This is a genomic window from Bradyrhizobium sp. BLXBL-03 (assembly GCF_051853015.1).
In the GTDB taxonomy this organism is placed as follows: domain Bacteria; phylum Pseudomonadota; class Alphaproteobacteria; order Rhizobiales; family Xanthobacteraceae; genus Bradyrhizobium; species Bradyrhizobium manausense.
Genome location: NZ_CP182470.1, coordinates 2,095,966 through 2,109,712, shown reverse-complemented (window position 1 = coordinate 2,109,712; position 13,747 = coordinate 2,095,966). Strand labels below are relative to the sequence as shown.

The window sequence follows — 13,747 nt, the reverse complement described above, 5'->3', positions numbered from 1 at the left end:
GTCCGCTCGCCAACCTCAGCCCGCCGACAGATGAACCACGTTCCATGAGGCCGGCGCGAGCACCGCACGCAACTGCGCGCCAACGATGCTCACGCCCCGCAACGGCTGAGGCTTCACCCGCGCCGGCGCGTCCCTGGTGTTCGTCGCCTGAAGATCGTCGTGACGCAATTGAAGGGCATCAGCCACGGCGAGCCGGCCGAAATTCCGTGCATCGATGCTAACCTCGATCTCCTGGTTGAGGTCGCGGTTGAGCATGAACAGCGAAACAGTCCCGGCCTCTCCCGCGACGGCAGCCATCTTGAGGTACGGCACATTGGCGATCGGAAAGGTCAGCTCCAGAGGTCCCCGGGGATCGTAGTAGGTGGTGTCGTAGGCGTCCGACTCGACCTGGATGCGTAGCACCTTGCCGCGACCGAAGCGGCTCATGTGCGCGAACGGGAAGAAGATGGTCTGGCGCCACGCGGCTCCGCCGGTCTCGGTCATGATCGGCGCGATGGCATTGACGAGCTGCGCCAGGCAGGCCGCCTTCACCCGATCGGCATGGTTGAGCAGCGAGATGCAGGCGCCGCCGAAAACCAGCGCGTCCTCCATCGTGTAGATCTCCTCGAGAATCGGCGGCGCCACGGGCCAGCCTTCCTTGACCCGATCGGCCCGGTTGCGGCGGGTTCGATACCAGACGTTCCATTCGTCGAAATTCAACATCAGGCGCTTGTCGGATCGACGTCGCGCCGCCGCGGCATCCGCCAATGCGACGACCTCGTCGATGAAGCGGTCCATCAGGTCGGGGCTGGCGAGAAAGGCCGCGCTGTCTCGCCGATAGTTGTTGAGATACGTATGCAGCGAAACGTAGTCGACATGATCGAAGGTTTGATCGAGCACCGTGTCTTCCCAGGTGCCGAACGTCGGCATGCTGCGCCCGCAAGAGCCGCAGACCGCGAGTTCGATCTTCGGGTCCACCCACCGCATCATCTTGGCGGCTTCGAGCGCCACCGGCCCGTAGGCGGCCGCGCTCTTGTGTCCAATCTGCCAAGGGCCGTCCATCTCGTTGCCGAGGCACCAGAACCTGACACCGTGCGGCTTCTCCCAGCCGTGAGAGCGGCGCAGATCCGACCAGGCCGATCCGCCCGGGTGATTGCAGTATTCCACAAGGTTGGCCGCGGCCTCGCCGCCCCTCGTGCCGAGATTGACCGCCAGCATCGGCTCGACATCGGCAGCCTTGCACCAATCCATGAATTCATTCGTGCCGAAGCTGTTGGGCTCGGTGCTGAACCATGCGAGGTCGAGCCGCACCGGCCGCTTCTCCGCCGGGCCGACCCCGTCTTCCCAATTGTAGCCGGAGACGAAATTGCCGCCGGGATATCGGATGATCGTCGGGCCAAGCTCCTTCACCAGGGCGAGCACGTCGCCGCGAAATCCCTTGTCGTCTGCTGTCGGATGGCCCGGCTCGTAGATGCCGCCATAGACGCACCGTCCGAGATGTTCGACGAAGGCCCCGAACAAGCGAGGATCGGTGCGAGCGATGGCAAAATCGCGATCCATCAGAACTCTAGCTTTTCTCATACCCTGCCTTCGAATGTCCTGGATCAAATGACTTGGGTCGTACCGGAGGCATTTGCGCCGCCGCCGGCAATTTGAGGCAACAGAGCGGCTTCGCGCAACTGGCGAGTACAGGGATGCCGCGGCGCCGTCAGCACGGCTCGCGCATCACCGCTTTCGACGACGCTGCCCTTCTGCATGATCAGGATACGATCGCTGATGTAGTAGGCGGTCGCCAGATCGTGCGTGATATAGATGATCGATATCCCCAGCTCGTCCCGCAACGTCCTGAATAGATTGACGATGGATATGCGCAAGGACGCATCGATCATGGAGACCGGCTCGTCCGCCACGATCAATTTCGGCTCGGCCAGCAGCGCACGGGCGATCGCGACCCGTTGCAGCTGTCCTCCCGACAACTCATGCGGGTACCTGCCCCCCACCTCTTTGAGCGACAAGCCCACCTTGTGCAGCGCCGCATCAACGGCCGTCGCAGCCGTGCTCCCCCCTGCCGCGGCGGCAAATCGACGCCGCGTCATAAGAAGATACCGCTCAACCCGCTTCAAGGGATTGAAGGATTCAAACGGATTCTGGAAGATCGGCTGCACCTTGTGCATGAACGCTATCCGACCTGCGCTGCCGCTGATGGCCGCAAGGTCGGTGCCGTCGAGCAGCAATCTGCCGCTGGTCGGCGTCACCATGTTCAGGATCATGCGGGCAAGGGTCGTCTTGCCGCTGCCGGATTCGCCGATGATCGCCAGGATCTCCGGCCGCCCGGCGGCGAGCTGGAGGCTTACCTTATTCACCGCAACGATCTCCTCCCGCGAGAATAGCCCTCCGCGGACGAAGGTTTTGCTGACGTCCCTGACATCGAGCAGCAGATCGTTCATGCCCCATCGTCTCCGTTGACGGCGAAGCATGCCACGCGATGACCGGCGCCCGCTTCGCGCATGACAGGAACCTCACGGCTGCAAATCTCGCGTGCGAGCGGGCATCGCGGATGGAAGCGACACCCCGACGGGGGATCGGCCAGATTTGGCGGCGCGCCGCCAAGCCCCGCGCGCGGCGCGTCCTCGCCGATGCGCGGAAGGCTCGCGATGAGGTTCTGGGTGTAGGGATGTAACGGGTTGCGGAAGATTTCCGCCGTCGCGGCCTCCTCGACCAGGCGCCCGGCATACATGATGGCGAGCCGGTCGGTGATATGCGCATGCACGCCCATGTCATGCGTGACGAACAGCACCGACGAGCCGGTTTCGCGCTGAATGCCGCGGATCATGCCCAGCACCTCCTTCTGCACCACCACGTCGAGCGCGGTGGTCGGCTCGTCGGCAATGATGAATCCGGGACGGCAGATCGTCGCCAGCGCAAGCGCCGCGCGTTGCCGCATCCCGCCCGAGAGCTCGTGGGGAAAGGCTGAAAGCACCGACGGATCGAGTCTCACGCGAGACAGATGGGCGACCACCTGTTGCTCGAACTGCTGTCGGCTGCCGCCGATATGCGGATAGGCGAAATCGGTAAAGGAGCATCGGATGCGACGCACCGGGTTCAGCACATTCATCGAACCCTGCATGATGTAGGAGAGATGCCGCCAGCGAATCCGCTCCACTTGCGCCGGCGGCGCGCGGTGCAATCCGCCATAGCCGGGCAGGAAGGCAAACTCCATGCTGCCGCCGACGATCTCGAGCGGAGGCTTGATCGCGCCTGCAATGCTCTTGATCAGCGTGGTCTTTCCGGAGCTCGATTCCCCGGCGAGACCGTAGATCTCGCCGCGGCGCACGGCGAAGCTGACACCGTCAACCGCACGGATGGCGCGCCTGACGCCGGCATGGCTGGTCCGGTAATAGGCCTGCAGGTCGCGAACGACGAGAAGCGGCTGGACATCCTGCTCCCCGTGCGGCTGCTCGACGCTCGCGTGCATCACGACGCCTCTCCCACGTTCCAGAGCCGGCTTCTCGGATCGATATGGGCGTTCACCGAGACCGCGAGCAGGAACAGCCCGATGAACGCCATGATCACCGCGATGGTCGGAAAGGCGATCCACCACCAGATGCCCGCAACCATCGCCGTGTGCTGGTTGGCCCAATAGATCATGCCGCCGATCGTCGGGATGTTGATGTCGGTGAAGCCGAGCACCGCAAGCGTCACCTCGAGCCCGATCGACCACACCATGTTGTTCATGGTCGTGGAGAACAGGATCGGCAGCACATAGGGCAGATGCTCCTCGGTCAGGACCTGCCGCGTGCTCATTCCGGAGAACAGGCTGGTCTGGGTGAACTCGCGTTGCCGCAAGCTCATCACCACCGAGCGGATCAGCCGCGCATCATAGGCCCAGCCGAAACAGGCCATGATCAGCGCCAGCATCAGCCAGGAGATGCGGTCGCGCATCACGAAATAGAACAGCACCAGGACCGGCAGCAGCGGGATGACGATGAAGGTGTCGTTCACCGACATCAGGGCGCGATCGATCCAGCCGCCCTTGTAGCCGCTGACGAGCCCGACCGCGAGCGCGACGAGGCGGCTGACCAGGGCCACCGTGCCGCCAAACAGCAACGTGTTCCTGATGGCGAAGCTCAACTGCCAGAACACGTCCTGGCCGCGCGACGTGGTGCCGAACCAATACGTCAACGACGGTGGCAGGTCGGGCGGCACCACGTAGACGCTGTCGGGTGGATAGGGCGAAAAGCTCGCCAGCACCGACAGCAGCAGGACGACGGCAACCAGCACCAGCCCGATGCGGAATTCGGCCCTGTAGCGCAGCAGGTCGCGGAGAAAGACGACCATCAGCTGACCTTCACCCGGGGATCGAGCAGCGGATACAGCAGATCGATCGCGAGCACGCCGACCGATACGCCGAGGATCGAGATGGTGGTGACGCCGAGGACCAGGCCGTAATCACCGGCATAGACGGCATCCACCAGCAGCGAGCCGAGCCCGGGATAGCCGAACACCTTTTCGGTGATCACGGCGCCGTTGAAGATGCCGCCGAGCGACATCGCAAGGCCCGTGACCTGCGGCACCAGCGCGTTGCGCATCACATAGGATGTCAGGACGCGCCAGGACCTCACGCCGGCAAGCTCGGCATAGACGACGTAGTCCTCGGCGAGGACATTGGCGACCAGCGAACGCATGCCGAGGAACCAGCTGCCCACGCCGATCAGGATCAGCGACAGCGCCGGCAGGATCGCGTGCTGCAGCACGCTCCAGACGAATTCGGGTGTCAGGGTCTGCGGCAGATTCATCGTCGCCCCGCCGCTGATCGGAAGCACCGGCCAGATGAAACCGAACAGGATCAGCAGCAGCATGGCCAGGATGTAATAGGGGATCGGATGAAGGCCCATGGCAATCACCCCCATCAGCTTCAACCCGCGGCTCTGCCGGTAATAGCCGGCGAGTCCTCCGAGCAGATTTCCAAGCACCCAGGCGATGAGGGTTGAAACCGTGAGCAGGCCCGCCGTCCAGGGCAGCGCGCGTCCGATCAGGGTGCCGACCGGGGTCGGAAATGCCGACAGCGACGGACCGAAATCGGCGCTCAGGATCCGCTTCCAGAACGCCAGATATTGCTGAACGGGCGTGCCGCCGAGACCATAGAGCTCACGCAGGGAGCGGCGCATCTGTTCGATCGCATCGGGCGCGGTGTTGCCGAAGGACGTCACCGCCGAGATCGATTGCTCGACGGGATCGATCGGCGAGGCATGCGTGATGACATAGGCGATGTTGATGCCGATGAAGACGACGAGCAGGAACTGCGCGAGCCGGCGGCCGACATAGCCGGCGTACCCGCTCATGGCAGCACCCGGGACGCTCGGCAAGGTCGCTCTGGCAGATGCGGTCGCCTAGATGTCATCGCGTCCTAACTTGCCGGCTTCAGCCGCACGAACATGTAACGCGAATTGCCCCAGTTCGGCACGGGATTGGTGTAGGGATTTTCCGATGTCGGAAAGCCGGTCCAGTAGGTCTGGTCCATCGCGGTGAACACGTTGTAGGCCATCAGCGAAATGGTCGGCATCTCCTTCACCGCGAGCTTGACGTAGTCCTTGCCGAGCTCGATCGACCTCTGATCGTCGAAGCCGACGGTGCGGATCTCCTCGATGATCTTGTCGAGCGCGGGATTGGACCAGCGCTGCCAGTTGCGCAGCGGCTGCGGCTTGCCGGGCTCGGCGACGAATTGCGAATGCCAGCTGTCGAGGAAATAGGACAGGTCCTGGTGGCCGCCCCAGGTCTCGACGCTCCAGCCGATGAAGCTGTCGAAATCACCGGCGGCACGCCGCGTCGGCAGCGTGCCTTGCGCGACGTCGATCTTGGCATCGATGCCCGCCTGCTTCCACAGCTGCACGATCATCGTTCCGGCCCGCGTCATCACCGGACGCAGATCGCCTTCGACCATGACACGGACGCTGAAGGGTTTTCCGTCGGGCGTGACCCAGGCGCCGCCGCGCTTGCTGAAGCCCGCCTTCTCCAGCAGCTCCTGCGCCGCGACCGGATCGGTCTTCCACCAGCCCCGCCCGAATGCCCTGGCGATCTCTGCCGGATCGGCCGGGATCTGTTCGCCCATGGACGGCCGCAGCATGTCGGCGATCTGCTTGCCGATGGTCGGGTCATACGGCTTGATCTTGCGCTTGCCGGTGTCGATCTCGAAGCTCTTGAGCCAGTCCTCCATCGGCGCGTGATAGGTGGCCGGATGGGTTCCGGTCGGGGGCACGCCGATCGCCGAGATGGTGGCAGCGCCGCGATAGGCCGCCATCGCCACGGCCTTGATGTCGATCAACAGCGCCAGCGCCCAGCGCACGTCCGGATTCTTGAAGTTCTCGTTCTGGGTGTTGAAGATGACAGCGGGAAGCGTCGGATCGGGATGGCCGTAAGGGAATCCCTTGAACCAGGCCCGCGTCGTCTTGCTCTGCTTGGCGAGGGCGAACATGCCTTCCGGCGCGATGTCGTGGATGACGTCGAGTTCATGGTTGAGCTGCGCGATCACCCGTTTGTCCGGCGGCCCGGGATCGACATAAGCGAGATATTTCGGACCCGGCTTGCCGAAGCGCGCCAGCGTGGTGCGTTGCCAGTCCTCGCGAAGCTGCCAGATGTACCATTTGCCGTCGGGATCGTAGCTGTGCAGCACATAGGCGCCGAGCGAGACCGGCTTGTTGAAGTCGAATTTGACGGGATCCTCGACCTTGTCGAACACATGCTTGGGCAGGATCCATATCGCGCCCCAGCGCACCGTGAAGTTGGCGTGGAAGCGTGAATTGGGCTTTTTGAGCTTGAACACGACGGTGTGGGCATCCGGCGCCTCGACGGAGGCGACGTTGCTCGTCAGGACCGCGCTGAAGCGCATCGCCGGGTTTTTGATCTGGGTGGTCACGGTTGCGACGACGTCGTCGGCGGTGAATTCGACGCCGTCGCTCCAGAAGATGCCGCTGCGCAGCTTGACCGTCATTTCGGTGAAGTCGGCGTTGTATTGCGGCTTGTCGGCGGCCAGCGAATTGTCCCAGACGCCGTCGAGGCCGCTCTCGGGATCGATGTACCACAGCGTATCAAGCGCGGCCTGCTGCAGCCCGTTGGACTGCGAATTGGCGTTGATCACCCAGATGTTGAACCAGCCGGCGTTCTTGACGGTGCCTTCCGGGTTTTCCAGGATCAGCAGATCCTTCCTCGGAATGTTTTGCGGAATTCCCTGCGCGTGACCGGGTTCCACCGATGCGAACAGCAGGGATCCCAGCACATAACCGGCCAGCAGCAACGGACTGATGCAGCGCATGATGTCCTCGCGGCGAATTTCGTCCCGGTGCCCGTGTTGAGGCGATGCTAGAGGCGTCGGAGTCCGGGGACAACAGGAATCTTGGACGGCAGCGTAACTGCGGACGCGCGCTCGCGTTCTCGCGGCGCATTTCGCCCGAGCCTTGCTCATCGTTCCGCCCTCGTAAATCCAAGAGGGAGCAGGGAAGACCGGGTGCCGACCTCGCACCCGCGGTCCGCTGCGCGAAAATGTAGCGCAAAAAGACCGCACAGCAGCATACAGGTGGTGCCGAACACTCGGCCTTCCCTGCGCAGTGGTTTGACGGCTTATGCCGTGCTCTCCCGGGAGCCGAATTCCTTCTGGCCTCCCTCGCCCGCAGATTGGCAGTGCGCTTCACCCGGTTGGGCTCCCCGCACCTCCGCAAAGGCTTGACCGTAGCGACGACGGCCAGGACCACACGGTTTTGCCGTACGCCGGGGTTCGCGAGTTCGCCGCATGATCGTCCGGCCGTGTCGACGTTGCCGGAAGCATGCCGGCGAGACGAACCTGACAGCGCCGTTCGTCCGCGCGAAGGTCTCGGGCTCACAGGGACTACCCGCCCTGCCCGCTCCTCTCGCACCCAACGCTGCCCGCGTCCACCGCAAGCCCGGCTCGCAATCAAGACGACTCGAGACCGCCCCTCAAGGATGAGCCGGGATGCGGCGATATATACGCTGTTTCCGAATTTCGGTAAAGTGGAATATTTTTGTAGGGAGGCGTTGACGGGATGGCGGGTGTTTTGCCCGACGGGTAGCCCATCATCGGCGCGAGGTGGTTAGCCGTCGCCGAATTGGAAAGATCGTTACATCGCGCCAATTTAAGATTAGGCCCCAGAGGCCGCGCGGCGCGAACAACATGATCAGGATTCCGAGCGTGCCCAGCAAGATGAGATACCAGGCGCCGAAATCGGCGAGATAGCGCTGCATCAAATAGAAGACGACGGCGCCGATGACCGGGCCTTCCATCGTGCCGATGCCGCCGATCACGACGATGAAGATGACGTAGGCAGTCCAATCCAGCACCGAGAAGGCGGCATCCGGCGAGATCCGCGCCTTCTGGAGATAGATCAACGCACCGATCATGCCGGTCATGGCCGCGGTCGCGACATAGACGGCGAGCTTGATGCGGTAGATATCGACGCCGAGACCCGCGGCGGCGGCCTCCTGGTCGCGGATTGCGCCGAGTGCGAGGCCACGGCGCGAGCGCAAGATGAAGTAGACGGCGGCGAGCGTGGCGACCACGAGCGTCAGCGCCACCCAATAGGAAACGATGTCGCGCGCCGCCGGCGTGCGCACGTCGAGCAATGCCCTCACCTGTTCGATGCCGGGCACGGATGAGGTAACCGATGACGTGAGCGAGGTGCCGGTGCCGCCGCCGAGCGGCTTGATCTGCGCGAAGACGAGACGATAGACCTCGGCCACCACCCAGGTCCCGATCGCAAAATAGGCACCGCGCAGGCGGAACACGATCAGCGCCGTCGGCAGCGCGCACAATGCGGAGATGACGCCTGCGAGCGGGATCGCAAGCAGCGGATTGAGTCCACCGATCAGCGTCAGCGCAAACAGGAGATAGCCGCCGAGGCCGACAAAGGCCTGCTGGCCTACCGAGATCAGGCCGGCATAGCCTGCGAGCAGGTTCCAGCATTGCGCCAGCGCCAGCATGTAGAACAGGAAGATGAAATCCTGAACCAGGGTGCGGCTGGCGACCATCGGCAGCAGCGCCAGCACCAGGACGATGAGGACGGCGATCGACGCGGCGATGCGCGGAGCGCCGCCCGCGGTTTCGATGCGGAAGGTCTGTGCGGGCTTCGCTGCGGAATCATCCATCGCGGTCAATCCTGCGCGCGCGGAAACAGGCCGCGCGGCCGCACCACGAGCACCGCGAGGAAGGCGAGATGGCCGGCCAGGATCTGCCACTCCGGGTCGATGCGCGCGCCGATGGTCTGGGCGAGCCCGAGCACGATGCCGCCTGCGAGCGTTCCCCAAAAGCTACCCAGGCCGCCGATGATCACGGCCTCGAAGGCGTAAAGCAGCCGCGCCGGGCCGATGGTCGGATCGAAGTTCGCCCGCAATCCGAGATACAGCGCCGCGACCCCGATCACGACGAAGGCAAGCCCCATCGCGACGGCGAAGATCCGCCTGTGATCGACACCCATGAGCTGGGCAACTTCGAGATCATCCGACGTGGCGCGAAACGCGCGCCCAACCGGCGTGCGGTAGAAAATGAAATTGAGCAGCACGATCACGGCAATGGCTGATAGCAGCGTCAGCAGCGGCACGACGCCGACCGCAATGCCGCCACCAAGCGGGATCGAGGCGGTCTCGATGGGGCCTGAACGCAGCCGCTGGCTGTCCGCGGAGAAAGTCTGCAGCAGGCCGTTCTGGATGATGATCGAGAGCCCAAAGGTGACGAGCAGCGGCGGCAGCAGATCGCGCCCGAGCGTGCGATTGAGCAATACGTGCTGGAGCGCAAAGCCGAGGACGAACAGGATCGGCGTCGCCACCAGCACGGCAACGAAGGGATCGAGGCCGAGTTTCGTCGCGACGACGAGGATCGCAAACGCGGCGAGCACGATGAGGTCGCCATGGGCGAGGTTGACGAGCCGCATGACGCCGAACATGAGCGACAGCCCGGCGGCGAACAGCGCATAGAGACCACCGAGCAGAACGCCTTGTATCACCGCGTCGATCCAGCCGGTCATCTCACGTCCCGAAATAGGCGCGGTGAATTTGGTCGCGCGTGAGATCGCGCGGGCGGCCGGTGAGCGACAGCCGTCCCTCCTGGAAGCAGTAGACGCGGTCGGCGACCTTCATCGCCTGCACGACGTCCTGCTCGACCAGCACGACGCTGGTGCCCTCCGCCTTTATTCTCGGCAGCGCGGCATAGATGTCGGCGATGACGATCGGCGCCAGCCCAAGGCTGATCTCGTCGCAGAGGAGAATGCGCGGATTGGACATCAGGGCACGCCCGATCGCGACCATCTGCTGCTGGCCGCCCGACAGGGTCGGCGTCGCCGAGGATCGCCGCTCCTTCAGGATGGGAAACAGGGCTTGGACGCGATCGAGTGTCCACGGTCCCGACGTCTTGCGGCCATAGCCGCCGATCAAGAGGTTCTCCTCGACGGTGAGCGAGGGAAACAGCCGGCGTCCCTCCGGCACGAGCGCAATGCCAAGCTTGACGATCTCGGCCGCGGGGCGAGCGCCGATCGGGTTGCCATCGAGCAGTACGCTGTCGGCCGAGCCGTGAATGAGTCCTGCGATGGACTTGAGGAAGGTCGACTTGCCCGCACCGTTGGCACCGATGATGGCAATGGTCTCACCCTTCTCCAGCGTGGTGTCGATGCCGTAGAGCGCCTGGAAGTCCCCGTAGAAGGCTGTGAGATTGTGCGTCTCCAGGAGGGCCATGGCTCAAGCCTCGATGCCGATATAGATCTGATGCACGTCGGGCCGCTGCATCACCGCTTTCGGCTCACCCTCCGCGATCTTGCGGCCGAAATTGAGCACAACCAGGCGGTCGATCACCGCGAGCAGCGCGTGCACGACATGCTCGATCCAGAGGATCGCGACGCCGGTCTTGCGGATCTCGCGGATGGTGGCGACGAGCTCGCCGCATTCACCCTCGGTCAGCCCGCCGGCGATCTCGTCGAGCAGCAGGAGTTTTGGGGCGGTCGCGAGCGCGCGCGCCATCTCAAGCCGCTTGCGTTCCAGCAGCGTCAGCGAGCCCGCCAGGGCGTTGGCACGCCTCAGCAGGCCGAGGCGCTCAAGAATCTCGCCGCAGGCCTGCGCGACCTCCCGCTCGGACTTTTGGCGACCATAGACCGCACCGACCAGCAGGTTCTCGAACACGGTGAGTTTTTCAAACGGCTGCGGGATCTGATGGGTGCGGCCGATGCCGGCACGGCAGCGCGCAGGCGGCGCCACACCGAGAAGATCACGGCCATCGAAGCGGATGTGGCCGGCGGTCGGCGTCAGGCCGCCGGCGATCAGGTTGAACAGCGTGGTCTTGCCGGCGCCGTTCGGGCCGATGATGCCGACAGCTTCACCGGGCGCGACGACGAGATCGAGAGCGTCGGCGACGACGATCGAGCCAAAACTTTTTCTTAAGCCCGTGACTTCCAGCAGCATGAGATATCAACGCGCGGCGCGATCAGGCGATGGCCTCCATCTGGCCGCCGACGGGAATCGCGGGTACCGTCTTGTTGTCGGTGATGACAATATCGTACTTGCCGTCCTTGAGCCGCCACTGGCCGCCGACCAGCGGAGTCTTGGCGACGTTCTTGGCGGCGAAGGGCGGCAGATTCGCACCGCCCCACTGCACCTTGCCGACGACGGTGTCGAGATTGGTCGCGGCGATCGTCGCGGCGATCGCCTTGCCGTCGCGATCCGGCGTGCGCTTGAGCACGTCGACCGCGACCTCGAACAGCGCATGCGCAAATCCGATCGGCTGGGTCCATTGCTTCTTGGTCGCAGCCTCATAGGCGCCGGCAAGATCCTTGGCGCTCGCGCCGGTCAGCGACGACTTGAAGGGATGGCTCGGCGACCACCACACCTCCGACGACAGATTGTGCCCGTCCTTGCCGAGCGCCTCGACCGCGACAGGGAACAGGATGGCTTTGCCGATCGAGGCGACCTTCGGCTTAAAACCTTGCTGAAGCGATTGCTTCCAGAAGGTCGTGAAATCGGGCGGCAGCACCACGCCGGTGATGATCTCGCAATTGGCGCCCTTGAACGCGCCGATCTGCGCCGAAAAATTGTCGGTGAGGTTCTGGTAGCGGCCGGGATCGGTGAGCTTGTAGCCGCCCTTGTCGAGCACCGGCGGAAAGCCGACGGCCTTGTCGCCCCAGGCGTTGCCGTCGCCGTCGTTGGGAAAGAGACCGCCGACGGATTTGTTGGTCGCAACCTGGCCCCACATGTTGGTGAAGACGGCGATGACGTCCTCGAGCCCCCAGAAGAAGTGATAGGTGTAGTTGAAACCCTTCCACGCCGGCGGGCCACCGCCTGGATTGGCCTGGCGGCCGATGAACCAGGGCTGCCACGGCGCCACGGTGGAGATGCACGGCACCTCCTCGATCTCGCACTGGGTCGAGACCGGGTTGGTCGTTTCCGGCGTCGAGGCCACCAGCATCAGGTCGATCTTGTCCTGGACGATGAGATCCTTGGCGACCTCGGCGGCGCGGTTCGGATTGGACTGGCTGTCCTTGACGATGACCTCGACAGGCACGGTGGCGTTGCCGATCTTGAGGCCGGCCTTCGCCGCTTCCTTGAACCCGGCAATGATGAAGTTGTCGGCCTCAGCGAACGCCGCGAGCGGGCCGGTCTGAGGCGAGACGTAGCCGAGCTTGATCGCGCGCGCCTGCGCGATCGCGGGCGCCTTCAGTCCCGTCGCGAGCACAGCGCCGGTTGCGGCCGAGTATTTCAGGAGCGTGCGGCGGTCGATGGAATGACGATGAGTCGAGCTGATCGTGCGGCAGGTCATGTGCGCGTCCTCCCCTCTGGATGCGCCGGATTCTCATCGTGGATCGATTGACACACGGGCCGGCGTTCGATATTCGAACATACGTTCGTATGTCGACCAGTGTCCGCCAGAGCTCAGATGGAGTCAACAGGCCAGCGAATGATGCAAGCTGCAACACCTGACAAAGGCGAGCCGAGCCATCGCAAGGGCGAGCCCGACGACAAGGAATTCATGACGACGCTGGCCAAGGGCCTCGCGGTGCTGGGCGCGTTCGGCCGGCACCGGCCCAGCATGACGCTGTCGGAGGCCGCCCAGGTCGCTGATCTCTCGCGCGCCACCGCACGGCGCGTGCTGCGGACGCTGACCCAGCTCGGCTATGTCGAACAGGACGGCCGTTCATTCTCGCTGGCGCCGCAGATCCTCGATCTCGGATTTGCGTATCTGTCGACGCAAAGCTGGATCGATCGCGCAACACCGCTCATGCGCGAGCTGAGCGAGCGGCTCGGTGAATCCTGCTCGGCGGCCATCCTGCAAGGCAACGACATCGTCTATGTCGCGCGCATGCCGGCCCGCAGAATCATGTCCGCGACGCTGTCGGTCGGCAGCCGCCTGCCAGCGCTGCACACCGCGCTCGGGCGCATCTTGTTCGGCTATCTCGATGAAGCCGAGATCTGGCGGCGGCTGAAGTCGCAGCGCATCGAGGCCTATACGCCACAGACCATCACCGATCTGCAGGCGCTGTTCGACCGCATCCGCGCCGACCGCGCGCAGCGTTTTTCGATCGTCGACGAGGAACTCGAGCGCGGCCTGCGCGCGCTGGCCGTCCCCGTGCTCGACCGCAGCGGCCAGGCGGTCGGCGCAATCAATCTGTCGACCCATTCGACGCGGACGACGCGCAACGAAATGCGCGAGCACTTTCTCCCCGAGCTCAACCGCATCGCCGAACAGGTCTCCGCGATGACGGTGTGATCGATCCCTTCCCCTTGC

12 protein-coding genes are annotated in these 13,747 nt (G+C 64.2%); 1 reads left to right on the top strand and 11 read right to left on the bottom strand.

The features are described from left to right. Positions 1-15 precede the first annotated feature (15 nt). From arfA to ACNJX9_RS10020, 11 genes are all read right to left on the bottom strand, one after another. Positions 16-1,560 carry an arabinosylfuranosidase ArfA gene (gene arfA, locus ACNJX9_RS10070; RefSeq protein ID WP_439408639.1) on the bottom strand — a complete coding sequence of 515 codons (1,545 nt, stop codon included), beginning with the start codon at positions 1,558-1,560 and terminating at the stop codon, positions 16-18. A gap of 23 nt (positions 1,561-1,583) precedes the next feature. Next, positions 1,584-2,426, bottom strand: a complete 843-nt coding sequence (locus ACNJX9_RS10065) for an ABC transporter ATP-binding protein (RefSeq protein ID WP_057742780.1) — start codon at positions 2,424-2,426, stop codon at positions 1,584-1,586. After that, a complete protein-coding gene (locus ACNJX9_RS10060) occupies positions 2,423-3,454 on the bottom strand; it encodes an ABC transporter ATP-binding protein (protein WP_057742777.1) in 1,032 nt (343 codons plus the stop codon). The genes ACNJX9_RS10065 and ACNJX9_RS10060 overlap by 4 nt, the downstream gene beginning before the upstream one ends. Beyond that, the gene (locus tag ACNJX9_RS10055) at positions 3,454-4,317 is read right to left on the bottom strand and encodes an ABC transporter permease (protein ID WP_439408638.1); all 864 of its coding nucleotides are present in this window, start codon (positions 4,315-4,317) and stop codon (positions 3,454-3,456) included. The genes ACNJX9_RS10060 and ACNJX9_RS10055 overlap by 1 nt, the downstream gene beginning before the upstream one ends. After that, positions 4,317-5,321 (bottom strand): ABC transporter permease, encoded by a 1,005-nt coding sequence (locus tag ACNJX9_RS10050; protein WP_439408637.1) that lies wholly within the window; start codon positions 5,319-5,321, stop codon positions 4,317-4,319. Before ACNJX9_RS10050 ends, ACNJX9_RS10055 begins: the two co-directional genes overlap by 1 nt. Before the next feature lie 65 nt (positions 5,322-5,386). Then, on the bottom strand, positions 5,387-7,288 hold the full coding sequence (locus tag ACNJX9_RS10045; RefSeq protein WP_439408636.1) for an ABC transporter substrate-binding protein: 1,902 nt from the start codon (positions 7,286-7,288) through the stop codon (positions 5,387-5,389). 776 nt (positions 7,289-8,064) lie between these two features. Beyond that, positions 8,065-9,132, bottom strand: a complete 1,068-nt coding sequence (locus ACNJX9_RS10040) for a branched-chain amino acid ABC transporter permease (protein ID WP_439408635.1) — start codon at positions 9,130-9,132, stop codon at positions 8,065-8,067. Positions 9,133-9,137: 5 nt separating this feature from the next. Continuing rightward, a complete protein-coding gene (locus tag ACNJX9_RS10035) occupies positions 9,138-10,007 on the bottom strand; it encodes a branched-chain amino acid ABC transporter permease (protein ID WP_439408634.1) in 870 nt (289 codons plus the stop codon). 1 nt (position 10,008) lies between these two features. Continuing rightward, complete coding sequence (locus ACNJX9_RS10030; RefSeq protein ID WP_271621269.1) at positions 10,009-10,710, bottom strand: ABC transporter ATP-binding protein; 702 nt, start codon at positions 10,708-10,710, stop codon at positions 10,009-10,011. Positions 10,711-10,713: 3 nt separating this feature from the next. Further along, the gene (locus ACNJX9_RS10025) at positions 10,714-11,430 is read right to left on the bottom strand and encodes an ABC transporter ATP-binding protein (RefSeq protein ID WP_057742761.1); all 717 of its coding nucleotides are present in this window, start codon (positions 11,428-11,430) and stop codon (positions 10,714-10,716) included. 22 nt (positions 11,431-11,452) lie between these two features. Further along, the gene (locus ACNJX9_RS10020; protein WP_439408633.1) at positions 11,453-12,781 is read right to left on the bottom strand and encodes an ABC transporter substrate-binding protein; all 1,329 of its coding nucleotides are present in this window, start codon (positions 12,779-12,781) and stop codon (positions 11,453-11,455) included. Between the two features lie 138 nt (positions 12,782-12,919). Here ACNJX9_RS10020 and ACNJX9_RS10015 point away from each other — a divergent pair, with 138 nt between their 5' ends. Next, positions 12,920-13,729: an IclR family transcriptional regulator domain-containing protein gene (locus ACNJX9_RS10015; RefSeq protein ID WP_057742757.1), complete on the top strand. Its 810-nt coding sequence runs from the start codon at positions 12,920-12,922 to the stop codon at positions 13,727-13,729. Positions 13,730-13,747: the final 18 nt, after the last annotated feature.